Raw genomic sequence first — 16,559 nt, 5'->3', positions numbered from 1 at the left:
TTGACCTGTAGGTAACCAATCCACGTATATCAGAGTGGCCAATGCCGGGAACTGATACTCCGAAGCTCTTTCTGGGTGCCTTCAGAAAACAGAATAATTAATTTTTTTTTGATTTTTTTCGAATTTACTCTTGACAAAAGTCATTACATATCAGTTTGCATTTCTTCATATCATTTTTTCCTTTTCATTCTTCTGAATAATTACATTTGCATCAATTACTCTCCCCACAAATAGAGCCAAACTAGAGCCATTTGATAAAACAAATGCCGGAAACCCGCATATATACAGGCTTTCGGCATTTTAGTCCGTTACTCAAACTCGGCAAATTGTTGCTTTAACTTAAATTGTTTTGTTTAAGTTTTATTTAAAATTTGCCGTTATTTTACTTCATTTGCATATTTTGTTTTGGCTTACTGATTTTCTGTTGCCAAATCGTTGCCACACCTTTTTGTTATAAACGTTGTTTTAACACATCGTAAAAACGTTCCGTTTTTCGCTGTTGGCTTACTGATTCATAAATAAAACGATATTCTTTATCCACTTCATTTTTCGCTAATACGTATTTTTTAATATCCGTATACCTCTTTAACCGAGGCCAATATTGTAAGAAATCTGGCAAAGAAACATCTTCTTTCAAAAAAGTTGCTGTCGGCATATCTTTTTGCGCTGCCATACCTACTTCAAATGGAACCCACTGTGAAAATCTTGTCACATTTGACATGACAACAATTATATCTGTGCAATCATTTAAGTTTGCACGTATATGATCAGTTAGAACTTTACCGCTTTCTGTTATGGAATTATCAAGCAAATCAAGATAACATTCCACTTTGATTTCTTTCAATTCCTTTGCTATCAAATTTGCTGTAGCTGCATCTTCTAATTTATGAGATATAAATATTCGCATTCCCTACCACCTTATCCTTAATAAATGTTAATGCACGTTCTGGCGAATCCAATCCTCCAATGAATCTCTTCGTTTAGCAATTACCGGAATATTTAAACTTGAAATATTTGAACTCGTACTTTCAGTAATCTTAACAGCAACAACTGGTTTACCAATAGAAATAGCAAAGCGTATCTCATCCATCGACATTCCAGAATTATTGGCTGGTCGATTAGAACATACCACTACACTTGCATACTTTATCTGTTTCTGTATTTTTGGATCAACATTGTATCTTCTATCGACATTATCAAACGGCGAACTACTCGGAACAGAATAATCCCTCACACTAAACTTCGTCCTATCCAGCAACGCACTTATTTCTGAATAGTCATTGTTATTCCAACGATGTGGTATAAATACATTAATCATTTTAAATTCCTCCTCATGATTTCAAAATGTCACAATCTAAAAGCGCCTATCTTTTGACAATTTCCAATAATGTAATCCTAATGCAGTTAGTTTACAAGACTTATCTTCCATTGCCGCAAAATACATATGCTCCGTCCCAACAGGTTCTATGAGACCAACGCTTTCAAATAATTGCAATTCTTTAAAAACACTAACATGTTCTGTATCAGCATATGGTTCTATGACCTTATGTTCAATTTCTGGTGCATTTGTGTATTCATATGATGGATCTAATTTGAACTCATCTGTCGGATTTTTAAAATATGTACTCAGTTTTCTAAGTATGTTTTTCGGAACCTTGGCCTGTATTGTTCTCAATGGTAAAAACCGAGAAATATTCGTCTTGAAAACAGGACGCTGCTGCCATGCACCTAATGACTGATCTACGAATGAATATAAACTTGCTGGTGTAATATTACCACCAATATCAGCGGCACCTCCTTTTAATCCTTGGATAAGTAATTCAGTAAATACACCATGTTGTATAGCACCATTTTCCGCAGAAGTCTGCCACGATTGACTTGCTGCTATTATCGTTACGCCTTCCCCCAGAACAGAATTATTATTAAGTAATATAGTCTCGCCCATTTTAGCCGCAAAACAACAATCTAAAATGATAATTTTATTCTTACAGTGAGATTTATTAGCCATTTCTAATACATCCGTCATTCTAACGCCATAATCACTTTCCGAAAAATCCGTAGTACAAAGATATCCGCCATCTATATTTGTACCATGTCCTGAAAAGTATAAAAGGGCTATATCTGCATCGTCAACAAATAGTTTCCCAATAGCTGCTTTTAAATTATTTTTTGTACAGCTATCAATAATTGAAACCACATCAAAATTAGGGGAACCATCACCATTAGATTCTATCAATTCCTTCATTGCAATCGCATCATTATCACACCACTCTAATTTACTGTTCGGATAATCATTTAAACCAACTATTAACGCTTTCTTCATTGTTATAACCCACCTTTCTTCAAAAACAATGCATCATTAAAATGTGTACGAAACTGTATAAGGCAATGATTTCGAATAACGTACTTGTTCTCATTCATTCGACAAAAAGCATCAACTAATGACACATATCAACTAATATAAGAATATCATATAATTTTTATAAATACATTGTTTTTCTTTCGACACAGTTCGACATTTGTATGTAAGTTTCCAATATTTTTTATCTATATATAGAGCTTTCAAAACATTCGAAATGTTCTTTGCGTTACCATATATATTTGTTCTGAATTTATTCCGTATACTCTTTATTTGATGCTTTATATAACACAAACCTTTGATTAGGATATCCAAATTCTTCAATCAGCTCGCCCTCTTCAAATCCGATTTCTTATATAATTTTCTAGGTGCAATTCCTTTAACATCATTTTCTCTAAATGTAGACACAGTTATATCTTTATCTCTATCAAGTTTATCAAGTGCCTCTTTTAAAAGAAGCGAAGCAATTCCCCTTTTTCGATAAGCTGGATCAACAGCCAGACAACATATCATGTTATGCTTTCTTGAATATAAAAGCACGCCAACAATATCTTGTTCGTTCTTCACGCACAAAGCACGTTTATCATTCATGAATTTCAATACTATTATTTTGTGTTCATCTATACTCTGCTCTGCCTCTAATCCCGGAAAATCCCAACTTACTTTTCTCACTAATTGCATCCATGAATCAATATCTGATGTTCTGCCAAATTCTACCTTCGTACTTTCTATCATTAACTATCTCCTCAAATCTGCTTTGAAACAAAATGTCAGTTTTTTGAGTTTACACAAAACTTGAAACGGTCTCACTATTTACACTAATTTCCATTATTTCATTCTACGCAACCTCTGTCATATTACAGATTGATCTTATTATTTTCGATATACAATATAACCTCATATTGAAATTTTTGCATATTTTATGATTTGATATACTCTAATATAAAGTGTCACTATATCATTAATCTTTAATTGTGTTAGCAAAAATTCTACCGGCTACAGCATTATACGAATCAACAAAGTTTGTTTTAAATTTCTCCACCAAGTCCTTATTATCGGCTGCCCAAAAATCATATAACCTTGTTGAATCAAAAATTGCCTGATGATCCTCAAACCATTTTTTATAATTCTCCCGTTCCTTTCCTTTATTATATCGAGAAGATTCAGGACCATTTTCTTTAAAATAAGTCCAATTCATATCAACTTTAACTGCGTTTTCCCAATATGGATGTTCTGACTCCAAACTCAAAACATAGTTGTATATTACTTCCTCTGGTCTGACATTTCCTGGCAATCTAATAATATTGTTCAATCGTTTTCTTAATTGTTCAGGAATTGTTTGCAGATCCTTGTCCGCCACATCACCATCAAGCACAATCAAAACATTTCCAAAATATGACACATCTCCTGTATACAAACTTAACAACTGATCACAGCCAATTTTAACATCCAACATATCCACATAGGGTAAATATTCTGGCACAAGTTTTTTTATAAACCACCTATTTTCCGCATCTTCTGAATAAATTTTTACTTTATTTGCGTTTTGCAACATAGACTCCACCAATAAATCATTTTCATTTGTCGAATACTCTGGATTTCGTCTCATTTCCAAATGGCGATTTCCATTTGTGAAATAATACAATTCAACATTATTATTCTTACTATCACTATTATGTGCAGTCTTATTGCAAATATGCTTAAGCAAATCGGAACTGTGTGTTGTAACCACAACTTGTATGTTATTTATCTTTGCTTCCTTTATCAGCAGATCAATCAATCTCTTCTGTGCAGCCGGATGAAGAGTTGCATCGATTTCATCAATCAGCAAAAGACCACCTGTCCAGTCTTCTCGCTGCAATTTCAGTCTTTTAAACGATAAAATAGCCATTAAAATCTGCCCCAAATTATCTTGACCAGACGAATTTGTAAGATAGTCATATTTGTCAGTTTCAATTCCAACCCCCTTTTTCTTATCTGTTTCTCCTATAGAATAATTACTAATGTCCGTAACCGTATCGTACAATGATAGAATCTGCTTATATTGCTCAATAAACCAATTCTTTTGTTTATCATCCATAAAATTTATCTTATTTTTGACAATTTTTTCCTCGTTTGCCTCACCTATAGGAAATAATCTTGATAAGCCCAAATAACTTACAGGTATCTGCATTTTTGCTTCTGTCTTTTTTCCACCATCTAAAAACTTTATTGGAATGACCCTAAACCGATCCTTTCCTTTTTCATTTTGCCAAGCAGTCCGAAACTTCCTGTAATCTATTATATTATCGTTTTCATCAACTATATCAATTTGTATTCTGTCCGAGCCAGATGCATCATATTTTTTACTTCCATGAAATATCTCGCTAAATTCTGCTCTAAACCGTCTATTAGAATATGTAGTACCATCCTTCTTTTTCAATTCACCGCTATTAGCTAGCACACCTAAAATTGTAGATTTTCCCGTTGAATTCCGACCAGCTAAAACAGTGATATTTTTTCCTAATAAAATATTCATATTCTTAAATTGCCTAAAATCATTCAATTTTAATAATTTGTACATCTCTGTTCTCCTTTATCGTAAATTCACACAAATCCCACTCTGCTGCAATTGAATATCCGTTGGTATCATATCTGGATGTCTAAATACAATAATCTCACTTGCTTTTCTCTTTACAGCAGCACTGTAATTCAAATCAATCCTTCTCAAAATATGATTTTGATAAATATCCGCGATTTCTTGAACATCATCATATGTAATAACCCAGTCACAATTAACATGATTATCTATCATTCTCTCAATTCTAACATGGTCATTATACGAAAAGAAATTCAAGTACAATTGTTTTCCCTTTTCAAAATAGGGCGGGTCAAAATAAACAAATGCATTTTGTTGATATCTTGGCAAATAATTTAAAACAAACGAACTAACATCCTTATTATATAAATGGATACGACTTTTCTTTTCGGCAATCTTAGCGATACGTTCGATTAATCCTTCCCTATTGAATCTCGCATTCATTTTCCAAGTGCCAGCCTGCTCCACACCCCCTATTACACCACCTTTTATTATTCCTGATCTATTTGTCCGATTCATATAAAAAGTAGCAAATCCAAGTTCATAACTATATCGTCTACAATCATCAATCACTTGACGTTGTCTATTCCATTCATTAACTGTCAATTCTACATTTCGAATATCATCTATAAATCTATTTGTCTCAGTAAGAATTGCTCGCCAAAACGAATAAATTCCCTTATCCAAATCATTGATAACTATTTCATTGACAATTTCCTTTTCCAACAATTCTAATGCAATTCCTGCGCCACCAGCAAATGGCTCCACATATGTTCCACCGAAATGTCCTGTTTGTTTAATCAATAATTCCATAAATGGCTCTAGTTTTCCTTTACCACCTGGATATCTCAACGGAGAAAAAAACACGCTACTCTTCCTTTCTTTTTAACTACTATGATGCAAATATCATATACTTTTATCTAATCCCCTGCTTACGTTATGTAAATATATCCCCTTGTTCTTTTTCTTCTCACAACACATGCATCTTGTTCTGCTTACATCAAAACCAGGAAGCCCCTATTTACAAGGCTTCCCGCTATTTTCTTCTTATTCAAACTCTACAAAGACTAACGCTTTTTGTTTAGGAATTATTCTCTGTAATGTTTCTCGTTCTTTTGATTATTTGATATATCCATATTATCCTGCCTATACGAGCTAATGTTATCATTTTGTTATCGGCATTGATAACACCTACTCGATAACTGTGGATAATAACTATATGTAGCATGTCAAATTATAAGCTATTTTGCTTAGAGATTCAACACAAAACTGAAATTTTACTTTTCCTTATATTCATCTGGTATTGCTATTTGAAATGTTTCACACAACAGCATCACATCATGCACATCATTTTTATCGTGTTCATATCCCAAATGAAGCATTACCTGACTCAATGGTTCAATACAAGAAACAGTTATATCTCCAACTTTTCCAATACCGGAAAAAGTTTTTGATGGAAATATATCTCCCTCATAAACAATTCCGTCATCTGTAAATTCAAAACAATGTAAATCAATGATTCTTTGTTTATCATCTTTCCAGACAGTATGACCATCCGTTGTATAATCAGTATTTACTTCCTCAAATCCATGCTGCTTAATCACATAAATATAATCATGATAATGTTTCAGTTCAACAAACAAATCAATATCATTGTGTATTCTTGATTCTCTTTTAAGAAGTGCATCAACACCCCATCCGCCATCTAAATATACTTTAATTTCGTTTTGCAAAGCATATTTTATAATTTCACATGCATCTTCTGTACGTACCATAATCTATCCTCCAAATTCAAATCTTTGTATGCTTTCCAACTCACTAAAAGCCTGAAATTTGTCAGTCTTTCATCCTTTTTGTTATCAATCACCAATTAGCTGTAATCCATTAGGATTTAGCTGATATATTTTATCGCACACCTCTTCAATATACTTTCTATCGTGAGAAATGCTAATGACAGCCCCCGGAAATTCTCGGAGCATTTTTCTTATTACCGGACCGGACAATGGTGAAAAATTTCTTGTCGGTTCATCCAGAATAAGAACATTTGCACCACTTAAGCTCATCCTCAAGAGAAGCACTTTCGCCTTTTGTCCGCCTGATAACTCCCGAATCGGATGCTCCATTTCATCTGGTGTGTATTTAAGTGAACCAAGGTATGTTCTAATTCTTGTACGCTCTTCTTTATCTCCTGTTTTATCAAGGTAATCAACCGGTGTAACATCCAAATCCAGCAGGTCTTCATAAGTTTGAGGCATATATTCTGCTTTAATGTCATTCCGATTTAGGAGTTCTTCCGCTATCTTTTTTAGAAGAGTCGTTTTTCCTGCCCCGTTGGCTCCTATCATACAGATTTTTTCTGAACCTTTTATTTTTAAATGAATTCCTTCTGCTAAAATTCTTTTGCCATCCGGAGTCACAAGCTTTGAAAGTTCATATTCTATGACCGTTTTTCCTGCGGGAATGTGTGAGTTTTCATCCCCTAATTTGACAAAGATTGCTTCTTCCTGTTCCGGCATCTGAGTCATATTTTCATCTTCTTTTTCAAATCTTCGTTCCATTGCCTTAACCGTATGCATTTTGTCCTTTAAGTTTTTGGCAACAGACGGTGCTTGTCTGGTACAACTTCTTAATGCACCTTGTACACTCTGCATAACTCTTTGATATTTTTCATCGCGAATCTTTTTCTCCCTACGGTCACTCAGTGCCCGCTGTTTTTGGATTTCAAATTTATGAAGCCGTTCTTCCACATAGCGTCTATAGGGAAGCTTTGCCACGGTATATCTCGCCTTTGTTTTTCGTATAATCTGCTCGATATGTATCACCATGTTGGCAGTACGCTCTATCAGCGTTTCATCGTGTGAAATAAAAAGCACAATGTGCTTCCAGTCATTTATGATTTTTTCCAGTAATGTAAGCGTCGCAATGTCGATGTCATTGGAAGGTTCGTCCAACAACAGCACAGAAACATCGCGAATGAAAAGCCTCATAAGTTGTGTCTTGACTTTTTCGCCTCCTGAAAGACTACCCATTGTCTGGTTACTGTAGAAAAAATCATTTTTCATTCCAAATTTTCCCGCAATAACAGACAATTCTTTAGGCGTTTTCTCCCAGAATATTTCCTCTTCAGAAAAATATTCGTATATTGTTTTTTCCTTATCTTCATCGAGCATCTCCTGCGGAAGATAACCAAGACGTTCGTGTCCCATTATCCTTTCCCCATCTGCTTCTATATAGTTTTCTACAAGCGACGGATTGTATATCCACTTCATTAATGTCGATTTCCCATTTCCCTCTTCTCCAATAATAACTGCCTTATCTCCATCATTTAGCACAAGGTTGAAATCATTAAGAATTATTCTCAGGTCTTTTTTATGTGTTAAATTTAATTTTTTTATCTGCAACATTAAAGTTTCTCCTTTTCGAAGTCTGAGCCAATTATTATTTTGAACACACAAAAACGAGTCTTTTTTGCATACGCAAAAATAGACTCGCTAAATAGCCCCTTATTTCTTTTCCAAAAGGAAAACAAAGGAAATGCCTCTTGCGATAATCCAACTTAAGCGTACACAAAACAAACCTATTCTCTACAGGCTCAATAACTATATGTGTCTTACTTAAATCAAATTATCTATTAATCATTTCCTCACCTTACACAAAATGTGCCTTTCTTTCTTCTAATGGCAATACTATCATACTGTATTTTTTGTGTCAATACATTTCACCTTATGGAAGTGCAAATTAAAATTTTCACTTTCTAATTATACATCCAACCATTACGAAATTCAATCTTTCACAACCTCTTTACAACCACAACCACAGCACTCCAGCAAACGCAGGAGCACCATACCGTAAAACGCTTATGTGTAAATCAACTCCGTTCCTACAACTTCCCTCACACAAGCCTGAATATTATTCATTCTTCCAATCCATTCGTAGGGATTATCTTTCTTTAATTGTTCCGTCACATCTTGTCTGTCGGCATATTCCTTTACCAGTCGAAGAAACATATCCTCTGCTTGCTTATCGACTTCTGCAAGATAACTATGCAGCTTTCCGCTTGTCAGCAGGTTCATATATAACACTTTATAGTGTTCCTTTAAATGCCTTGCATGTCGTTTCCCCCATAAACCAATCGGCTCTATTTCTTCTTCGGCTGGTACTGTGATGTTCGGCAATAAATAATCACCCACCTGTCTATAAGTTCCGCCCATTTCTTCAAAAATTGTCTTTGTCATTTTCCTTTTCCTCCTGTGATTTTTGTCTATCGTGATCGTGTATTATCACGCTTGCGACCTTTAACTGTTCTTGCCTGCTCCAACAAATCATCTATCTGTTTGCGACCAAAAACCTTACGGAGCAGGCTGTAATCTTTATTTTCTGCTTTTAGGATTTTGTTTTCTTCGGTCAATCTTTCATTGACTTTCTCCAAACGCTGATTGGTGCGGTATAACTGTGCATTCGCTGTATTCAGCCTATGATAGTTGTCCCACCCCTCAAAGCAGCGGGCAAGCACCGTTTTGACAAGTTGCTTCAATTTCCTTACAACCGGCTCTGCCATTTTGGTTTTATATGCCTTTGCAGTCATAAATTTCTCTGGTTCTGGCAACTGATATTTCGGTGCAGTATCAAGCTCTATTTCAAGATTTGACAGCTCGTCTTTTGCCTTATCATAGTTCAATACTCGTTCCGACAACACATCAAATTCAATCTGTTTCTGCTCGATTTTCGCACCTAATGCCGCCACTTCTTTTTCTCTTTCCTGCTTTTTATAATCCAAAACAGAAAGATGTTTTTCGTGTGTGCCTAAATGTTCCCACTCAATCCCATAACGTTCCATCACCGCCGCAAGCTGTTCTTTTTCGGACTGTATCCATTGCGACCACTCCGTATCGCCACGACTGCCGCCCTTAAAACCTTGCGTTGCAAGAGCCTGCTTTAGTGACACTCTTGTATCAAGTCCACGCTTGCTGCCTGTGGTAAAAGGTACAAAATCTATGTGCAGATGTGGTGTAGCTTCATCCATATGCAGATGAGCCGAGAACACCCGAAGCTGTGGATTTCGCTCCTGAAAACCCTGATAGTATTCATCTAAAATCTGCTTTGCCAGTTCTCCGTTTTCCGTATCGGCGTTCATATTTCCCTTACCGCCCACCTGTAAAATGATTTCGTGGAACGGTTTTTCCTGCTTGGAACTTCGGATTTTTTCATAATAATCTTTTATCTTTCGGTCTGACCTTATCTGCTTGGCATTGTATCTTTCCAATGCTTCATCAAACAATTCGTGATAAACTGTCTTTATATTTTCATTGCAGTAGTCGATATTGAGATGAGTACGAGTTCCGTCTACATTTTCTGCTCGGAACTTTCGGCTATTGTGATTGACCGAGCCTTTACCGACCATTGCACTTATCGTTCTCTGCATTTTTTCATCTCCCATCTGTAAATTTCAACATTCTCAGGTTTGTTACTTTTGTCAAAAGTAACGCAAAAGCACTTTTGACGGGTACACCCATCAAAAATGCGACCTGTAAACAGGTTTTGCGTTCTCCGAGGCTCTCCGAGGGGTGAGCGTGTGCCGGTGGCACACACGCCTGCGAACCGACCGAGCCAGCAGGCGAGACCAAAGAGCCGCCTTTGAAAAGGCACTCTCTGCACACTCCCCTAAACTTTATCCGGTGTCAAAGTGTGACGATGGTGACAATGTTTTTCACAGCGTGCTGCTCTCAAAAACATTGACACCTTTGACACCGTTTGTCACGCCGTCTGCTCGGTTTCTTTCCAAAGTGAAACCTTTCTTCCGTCGTGTGTGCGGCTGTTCTGATAACGGATACCGTAATCACGAAACAGCCTGCTTGCGTTGATACTGAGCCTTAAAGAAAGTACATTCGGCTTTATATCCACCGCAAGCCTTTCGCAAAGTTCCGAAGCAGTTCCTTCCCATCTGTCACTTTCCGAAAAGAGCGTATCCGCTATCTTCTCAAGCAGAGGTTCGGGCGGTTCTTTCCACATCTCCGTTTCCGATTTTGCAAAGTTCCACACCAATCGCTCGCTGTCCCTTACAAGATGGATTTTCATATCCTGCTGGTCTCTGCCAGCAACATCAAGTGTGGCATTGTTGGAAGTACGCTTGTCCTTACTGAGAACAAATGCACCGTCTGCCGCACCCATCAGACCATTCGTGCCTGAAATCATATCGAATATATCTTCCGATTTTTGTTTGCGTGTATGATGAACAATAAGCATTGAAACCTTGTAACTGTCTGCCAACGCTTTCAGCCTTGCCACAACATCATAATCACTTGCGTAGCTGTAATCTGCTCCGCCTGCTTCACGCACACGCTTTAAGGTGTCTATGATAATCAAGCCTGTGTCTGGGTGTTCCCTCATAAACCCTCTTATCTGTTCTTCCAGTCCGCCATTGACCGTTTTACATTCCGTTGCGAAATACAGATTGCCTGTCTCCTTTGCACCGAACATCTGAAACAATCGCTTCTGCAAACGTGGGTAATCATCTTCAAGGGCAAAATAAAGCACCGTTGCCTTACGCACCTTATACTCCCAAAGCGGTGTGCCTGTGCTGATATGATAGGCAAGCTGTGCCATCATAAAGCTCTTTCCCACTTTCGGGGAACCTACGAAAAGGTAAGTTCCCCTTTGGAGCAGACCGTCGATAAGTGGTGTCTGAACCTCAAACACCGTATCATACAGCGTTGTCATTGATACTGTTTTCAGATAGGAAGGGTCTAACTGTCTGAGTATTTCCCTTTGCATTTCTTCAAAAGATTGCTCGTACCCCTTGAAATCCGTATCCTGATTGACTATACTATTGTCAGTACATTTGGAAAGTGACTGTTCCGCATCTGTTGCCGCAGATACATTTGGAATAGTCATTTCTTTTTTATTCTCCATTCGCATCCTCTCCTTTCAAACCGCCGAGAATAATGGAAATCAGTTCTATTACACTCAGCAGTTCATCATCCACACCTTTTCCTGCTTCAATCCTTTTCAGTTCCGCAAGGCTGTGGCAAATTCCGTTTTCAACGCCTTATACACTCTCGGATTGCCCTGTACCACCACATCCTGATTTAAGCAACGGCGGTAACAATACTCCTGTTTTGGCAATCCTGATAGAGCTACAGCTCTGTTAATGAGTTCGTTTTCTTCGGGCGATACTCGAAACCCTACTGTGATATTCCTCCAACGATTTTTGTTATCTCTGTTCTTAGCTGACATTTTCAAAATCTCCTTTCCCTAAATCATCTAATTTTTCTGCCATCTCAATCTGCTTTGACGGAAAGAGGTGTGCGTACTGATAAGTAATATCAATACTTTCGTGACCAACTCGGTCAGCAATCGCCACCGCAGAAAAGCCCATATCAATCAAGAGTGAAATGTGGCTGTGACGGAGATCGTGAATGCGGATACGCTTCACGCCTGCCGCCTTTGCCCCTCTGTCCATCTCGTGATGAAGATAGCTTTTCGTCACCGTAAAGATACGGTCTTTCTTCTTCAATCCGTAAAGCATACCGAGATATTCTTTCATTTCCTCACACAGAAACTTCGGCATTTTAATCGTGCGGTTGCTCTTTTTCGTTTTCGGAGAAGTAATCACATCCTGCCCTTTCAAACGCTGATAGGATTTATTGATTGTGACTGTTTCCTTATCAAAGTTGAAATCTGCCGGAGTCAAAGCTAACAGCTCGCCCTCTCGGATACCGCACCAGTAAAGCATTTCAAACGCATAAAAGGAAACAGGCTTGTCCATCATCTCAAAAGAGAATTTCTTGTATTCTTCCTTTGTCCAGAACAGCATTTCCTTGTGTTCCTCACGTCCCATATTTCCCACCTTTGCCGCAGGATTGGAACGCAGTTCATAGTAGCGGACAGCGTGATTGAAAATGGCGGACAACTGATTGTGCAGCGTTTTCAGATACGTCTGTGAATAAGGCTTTTTCTTCTCATCACGATAGGCAAGCATTTCATTCTGCCAAGTAATAATCTCCTTTGTGGAAATCTCGCTGATTTTCAGTTTCCCGAAATACGGAAGTATCTTTGTGCGTATGATATGCTCTTTGGTAAGCCACGTGTTTTCCTTCAAACGGTTCTTCACATCATTGATATAAAGCTCCGTAAAGGCTTCAAAACTCATATCAAGGTCTGAAGAAGTCTGCAATTTGAACATTCTTTCCCATTCCTGTGCTTCTCGTTTGGTAGCAAAGCCACGCTTGCATTTCTGCTTGCGTTCCCCTTTCCAGTTCACATACCTTGCCATCACATACCAAGTACCGTTATCTTCATTCTTAAATACCGGCATTTACATTTCCCCCTTTCCTGCTCCGTAGAGCCTTTCGTAAAAATACTGGCGATTTACACGCCCTGCAATCGTAATAAAGCCCTTTGCTTTCAATTCCTCATTTAATTGTCTGATGAGTTTATATGCATAAGGTTTTGATACGTTTAGTTCCTGAGCCACATCTTCGGCTCGGATAAATCTGTTTTCCATATCCTTTTTCTTCCTTTCTTAAAATAATTTTTTGCTTGCCGCTTTCTCCGTGTTAAAGTTCCAACAGGCACTCCTGCTTGTCGGCAGGCGCTGTGCTGTCCCAATGCACCGCAGTACATCAGGCGCTCGCTCGTATAGGGGTTCCCGAAAAGTCGGAGACTTTTGGGGAAGAGGAGGAGCAGTGCAGCGAATGAGCTTTTGTGCTTGCACACAAGCGAACGATACGGAACTTGCTCCGACGAGGTCTTGGCGGTTTGGCTTTTCGGACGGTCATTCAGTTGTCGCATTAAGCATATTTGTTTAATTCGTAATTTATTTTACTAAACATATTTGCTATTGTCAAGTGGTTGCAAAGAAAATATTAAACATTTTTGTTTCGGTTTTTCTTGACTTCCACTAAACATTTCTGCTATACTTATTTCACTAAATATAAAAGGAGCGTATCATTATGGCTATCAGCGAAAGAATACATTTTTTCAGACTAATGCGTGGTATGACACAAAAGTATCTCGGTACAGCAATCGGTTTTCCAGAAAAGAGTGCTGATGTGCGTTTGGCACAGTACGAAACTGGTACACGCAAACCGAAAGCAGACCTTACAAATGCATTGGCACAGGTGCTTGATGTTTCTCCACAGGCTCTTGATGTTCCTGACATAGACAGCTATATCGGTCTTATGCACACTCTGTTTACCCTTGAAGATATTTACGGTCTTACTGTCAGTGAAGCAGACGGAGAGGTATGCTTAAAGGTCAACAAGGACAAAGGCAGAGAAGCATATGAACTCCTCAAAATGCTGTATGCTTGGAAAGAACAGGCAGACAAGCTATCTTCCGAAGAAATCAACAGAGAAGAATACGATAACTGGCGTTACCATTATCCAGAGTTCGACACCACACAGCGTTGGGCAAAAGTTCCATCACAGGAATTAAGTGACGCTCTCGTGGAAGCATTCAAAGACCACTTGAAAGATAAATAAGCACCTACAGGACCTGCCACTGGCAGCTCCCTACAGATGCTTTGGCAACGACAAAAAAGCCCTTAACTATGGTTATTAACCACAGCTAAGGGCTTAGTTTATAATATGGAATTTGTTCAGAGCCAAGCTCCGAACTTTAGTCTGCAAGCCACCTGTTAATTGTTCCGTTACCCATAAACCACTGGATAACAAGAATAATGGCACTTGCTATGACTGTTATCAATTTGTTATCAAAAGACTAATCGAAATCGCTGAAACCCGCATAAACACTGGCTTTTTTAAGCAACTCGATTTATTCAAATTCTATCGTCCCCGGTGGCTTGCTGGTCAGATCATAGAATACTCGATTGACCCCCTTCACCTCGTTGATGATCCTGCTCATCACCTTCTGCAGCACCTCAAATGGGATCTGCGCCGCCTCAGCGGTCATGAAATCGATCGTGTTCACGGCACGCAGTGCCACGGCATAATCGTAGGTACGCTCATCGCCCATAACGCCCACGGAGCGCATGTTTGTGAGTGCAGCGAAATACTGGTTCGGCATCCATGCCGGTGCTTCGCCGTTCTGCTGCTCATACTCTTTCGCAGCCTTGTCCACTTCCTCGCGGTAAATCGCATCGGAATCCTGAACGATCTTGACTTTCTCGCCGGTTACTTCGCCGATGATACGAATGCCAAGTCCCGGACCAGGGAATGGCTGACGGAAAACGAGCTTCTCAGGAATACCCATTTCGAGACCAGCCTTACGAACCTCGTCCTTGAAGAGGTTGCGAAGCGGCTCAATAATCTCTTTGAAATCTACATAGTCAGGCAGTCCTCCAACATTGTGGTGGGATTTGATGACTGCTGACTCACCGCCGAGACCACTCTCAACAACATCCGGATAAATGGTTCCCTGAACAAGGAAGTCAACGGCACCAATCTTTTTCGCCTCTTCCTCGAATACGCGGATGAACTCTTCGCCGATAATCTTTCGCTTTGCCTCCGGCTCGGTAACACCGGCAAGCTTCTTATAGTAACGCTCCTGCGCATTGACGCGAATGAAGTTCAGCTCGTATGGACCGTTCGGTCCGAATACTTCCTCGACCTCGTCGCCCTCGTCCTTTCTGAGCAGACCGTGATCAACAAATACACATGTGAGCTGGCTGCCGATTGCCTTGGAAAGCATAACGGCTGCAACAGAAGAGTCGACACCGCCGGAAAGAGCGCAAAGCACTTTTCCATCGCCAACCTTCTCGCGGATCTCCTGAATCGAATGCTCTACGAAGGAGTCCATTCTCCATGTGCCGGCACAGCCACAGATGTTGCGCACGAAGTTGTGAAGCATTTTGGTACCTTCCTTTGTATGAAGTACCTCCGGATGGAACTGGATTGCGAAAAGCTTCTGATCCAGATTCTGTGCTGCCGCTACCGGACAATCTGCTGTTGTCGCAATGACCTCAAATCCCGGTGCTGTCTGTGAAATATAATCGAAATGACTCATCCAGCAGATGGTGTTCTTGCTGACATCCTGAAAAATCGGAGAGTCCTGATTTACGGACACCTCTGTTTTACCATATTCGCGGACAGGTGCTTTCTCAACCTTTCCGCCGAGCACATGCATCATTAACTGTGCACCATAGCAAAGTCCTAAAACCGGTACACCAATTTCAAATAATTCTTTCTGATAAGTTGGAGAATCTGCTTCGTAGCAGCTGTTCGGTCCTCCTGTCAGAATGATTCCTTTCGGATTCATTGCCTTGATCTGCTCTAAATCCGTTTTATAGGAATAGATTTCGCAATAAACGTTGCACTCGCGCACACGTCTTGCCACCAGTTGGTTATATTGACCACCGAAGTCAATAACAATAACCTTTTCCTGATTCATCTGTGTCTTCCTCTCTTTCTGTGCAATAATCAGCATGCCCCCTGACACAACAAATTAGATTCTTCATTTATTGTTGTTTACGAATGATTCGTCGTACCGGCATGCACCCTTCTTTCATTATAAATTACTGCCCCAATAATAACAAGGGCATTTTACACTTTCCCTTCCTGCTCTGAAGTCAAATCCCCTGCGGATGCGCTCGGATGGAACAAATTTATTTTTCTATCCTCTCTTTGTCTTCGCGTGAATAAAATTGTAACTTCTATTTTTCTT

At 39.0% G+C, this 16,559-nt stretch carries 15 protein-coding genes and 1 pseudogene; 1 reads left to right on the top strand and 15 read right to left on the bottom strand.

What is annotated here, in order from left to right; all coding sequences use genetic code 11:
• Positions 1-451: 451 nt before the first annotated feature.
• The 14 genes and pseudogenes from DXA20_RS05580 to DXA20_RS05510 form a co-directional block, all read right to left on the bottom strand.
• Entirely contained in the window at positions 452-907 is a 456-nt protein-coding gene (locus DXA20_RS05580) for a toll/interleukin-1 receptor domain-containing protein (protein WP_118559605.1), read from the bottom strand.
• Positions 908-934: 27 nt separating this feature from the next.
• On the bottom strand, positions 935-1,318 hold the full coding sequence (locus DXA20_RS05575) for a TIR domain-containing protein (protein ID WP_118559604.1): 384 nt from the start codon (positions 1,316-1,318) through the stop codon (positions 935-937).
• Between the two features lie 36 nt (positions 1,319-1,354).
• Positions 1,355-2,323, bottom strand: a complete 969-nt coding sequence (locus DXA20_RS05570; RefSeq protein WP_118559603.1) for a caspase family protein — start codon at positions 2,321-2,323, stop codon at positions 1,355-1,357.
• Between the two features lie 360 nt (positions 2,324-2,683).
• Positions 2,684-3,094, bottom strand: a complete 411-nt coding sequence (locus tag DXA20_RS05560) for a GNAT family N-acetyltransferase (RefSeq protein WP_118559601.1) — start codon at positions 3,092-3,094, stop codon at positions 2,684-2,686.
• 226 nt (positions 3,095-3,320) lie between these two features.
• Positions 3,321-4,922 carry an ATP-binding protein gene (locus DXA20_RS05555; protein WP_118559600.1) on the bottom strand — a complete coding sequence of 534 codons (1,602 nt, stop codon included), beginning with the start codon at positions 4,920-4,922 and terminating at the stop codon, positions 3,321-3,323.
• Between the two features lie 12 nt (positions 4,923-4,934).
• Entirely contained in the window at positions 4,935-5,804 is an 870-nt protein-coding gene (locus DXA20_RS05550) for a DNA adenine methylase (protein ID WP_118559599.1), read from the bottom strand.
• Positions 5,805-6,214: 410 nt separating this feature from the next.
• Positions 6,215-6,712 (bottom strand): nucleotidyltransferase domain-containing protein, encoded by a 498-nt coding sequence (locus DXA20_RS05545; protein WP_009247521.1) that lies wholly within the window; start codon positions 6,710-6,712, stop codon positions 6,215-6,217.
• An 84-nt stretch (positions 6,713-6,796) separates the two neighbouring features.
• The gene (locus tag DXA20_RS05540) at positions 6,797-8,341 is read right to left on the bottom strand and encodes an ATP-binding cassette domain-containing protein (protein WP_009247522.1); all 1,545 of its coding nucleotides are present in this window, start codon (positions 8,339-8,341) and stop codon (positions 6,797-6,799) included.
• A gap of 453 nt (positions 8,342-8,794) precedes the next feature.
• Positions 8,795-9,172, bottom strand: coding sequence for a TnpV protein (locus DXA20_RS05535; protein ID WP_009247523.1), 378 nt, complete (start codon positions 9,170-9,172; stop codon positions 8,795-8,797).
• Between the two features lie 26 nt (positions 9,173-9,198).
• Positions 9,199-10,338 carry a plasmid recombination protein gene (locus DXA20_RS05530; RefSeq protein ID WP_019190307.1) on the bottom strand — a complete coding sequence of 380 codons (1,140 nt, stop codon included), beginning with the start codon at positions 10,336-10,338 and terminating at the stop codon, positions 9,199-9,201.
• Between the two features lie 353 nt (positions 10,339-10,691).
• Positions 10,692-11,846 carry an AAA family ATPase gene (locus DXA20_RS05525; RefSeq protein WP_009247525.1) on the bottom strand — a complete coding sequence of 385 codons (1,155 nt, stop codon included), beginning with the start codon at positions 11,844-11,846 and terminating at the stop codon, positions 10,692-10,694.
• Positions 11,836-12,170, bottom strand: a pseudogene (locus DXA20_RS16695) (plasmid mobilization protein). The gene DXA20_RS05525 and the pseudogene DXA20_RS16695 overlap by 11 nt, the downstream one beginning before the upstream one ends.
• Complete coding sequence (locus tag DXA20_RS05515) at positions 12,160-13,251, bottom strand: site-specific integrase (RefSeq protein ID WP_009247527.1); 1,092 nt, start codon at positions 13,249-13,251, stop codon at positions 12,160-12,162. The pseudogene DXA20_RS16695 and the gene DXA20_RS05515 overlap by 11 nt, the downstream one beginning before the upstream one ends.
• Positions 13,252-13,440, bottom strand: coding sequence for a transcriptional regulator (locus DXA20_RS05510; protein WP_009247528.1), 189 nt, complete (start codon positions 13,438-13,440; stop codon positions 13,252-13,254).
• Positions 13,441-13,888: 448 nt separating this feature from the next.
• Between DXA20_RS05510 and DXA20_RS05505 the strand changes: the two genes are divergently transcribed.
• A complete protein-coding gene (locus DXA20_RS05505) occupies positions 13,889-14,419 on the top strand; it encodes a helix-turn-helix domain-containing protein (protein WP_009247529.1) in 531 nt (176 codons plus the stop codon).
• A 292-nt stretch (positions 14,420-14,711) separates the two neighbouring features.
• Here DXA20_RS05505 and guaA read toward each other — a convergent pair whose 3' ends face one another.
• The gene (gene guaA / locus DXA20_RS05500; protein WP_118559612.1) at positions 14,712-16,286 is read right to left on the bottom strand and encodes a glutamine-hydrolyzing GMP synthase; all 1,575 of its coding nucleotides are present in this window, start codon (positions 16,284-16,286) and stop codon (positions 14,712-14,714) included.
• Between the last annotated feature and the right edge of the window lie 273 nt (positions 16,287-16,559).

Origin of the sequence: Roseburia sp. AM59-24XD, assembly GCF_003478445.1 — a bacterium.
Lineage (GTDB): Bacteria > Bacillota > Clostridia > Lachnospirales > Lachnospiraceae > Jutongia.
This window is presented reverse-complemented; position numbering and strand designations above follow the sequence as displayed.

Excerpts from the sequence above, each read along its gene's own strand:
- DXA20_RS05555 (WP_118559600.1), bottom strand. The coding sequence starts at position 4,922 with ATGTACAAATTATTAAAATTGAATGATTTTAGGCAATTTAAGAATATG.
- DXA20_RS05530 (WP_019190307.1), bottom strand. The coding sequence starts at position 10,338 with ATGGTCGGTAAAGGCTCGGTCAATCACAATAGCCGAAAGTTCCGAGCA.
- DXA20_RS05575 (WP_118559604.1), bottom strand. The coding sequence starts at position 1,318 with ATGATTAATGTATTTATACCACATCGTTGGAATAACAATGACTATTCA.
- guaA (WP_118559612.1), bottom strand. The coding sequence starts at position 16,286 with ATGAATCAGGAAAAGGTTATTGTTATTGACTTCGGTGGTCAATATAAC.
- DXA20_RS05560 (WP_118559601.1), bottom strand. The coding sequence starts at position 3,094 with ATGATAGAAAGTACGAAGGTAGAATTTGGCAGAACATCAGATATTGAT.
- DXA20_RS05545 (WP_009247521.1), bottom strand. The coding sequence starts at position 6,712 with ATGGTACGTACAGAAGATGCATGTGAAATTATAAAATATGCTTTGCAA.
- DXA20_RS05580 (WP_118559605.1), bottom strand. The coding sequence starts at position 907 with ATGCGAATATTTATATCTCATAAATTAGAAGATGCAGCTACAGCAAAT.
- DXA20_RS05570 (WP_118559603.1), bottom strand. The coding sequence starts at position 2,323 with ATGAAGAAAGCGTTAATAGTTGGTTTAAATGATTATCCGAACAGTAAA.
- DXA20_RS05510 (WP_009247528.1), bottom strand. The coding sequence starts at position 13,440 with ATGGAAAACAGATTTATCCGAGCCGAAGATGTGGCTCAGGAACTAAAC.
- DXA20_RS05515 (WP_009247527.1), bottom strand. The coding sequence starts at position 13,251 with ATGCCGGTATTTAAGAATGAAGATAACGGTACTTGGTATGTGATGGCA.
- DXA20_RS05540 (WP_009247522.1), bottom strand. The coding sequence starts at position 8,341 with ATGTTGCAGATAAAAAAATTAAATTTAACACATAAAAAAGACCTGAGA.
- DXA20_RS05525 (WP_009247525.1), bottom strand. The coding sequence starts at position 11,846 with ATGGAGAATAAAAAAGAAATGACTATTCCAAATGTATCTGCGGCAACA.
- DXA20_RS05505 (WP_009247529.1), top strand. The coding sequence starts at position 13,889 with ATGGCTATCAGCGAAAGAATACATTTTTTCAGACTAATGCGTGGTATG.
- DXA20_RS05535 (WP_009247523.1), bottom strand. The coding sequence starts at position 9,172 with ATGACAAAGACAATTTTTGAAGAAATGGGCGGAACTTATAGACAGGTG.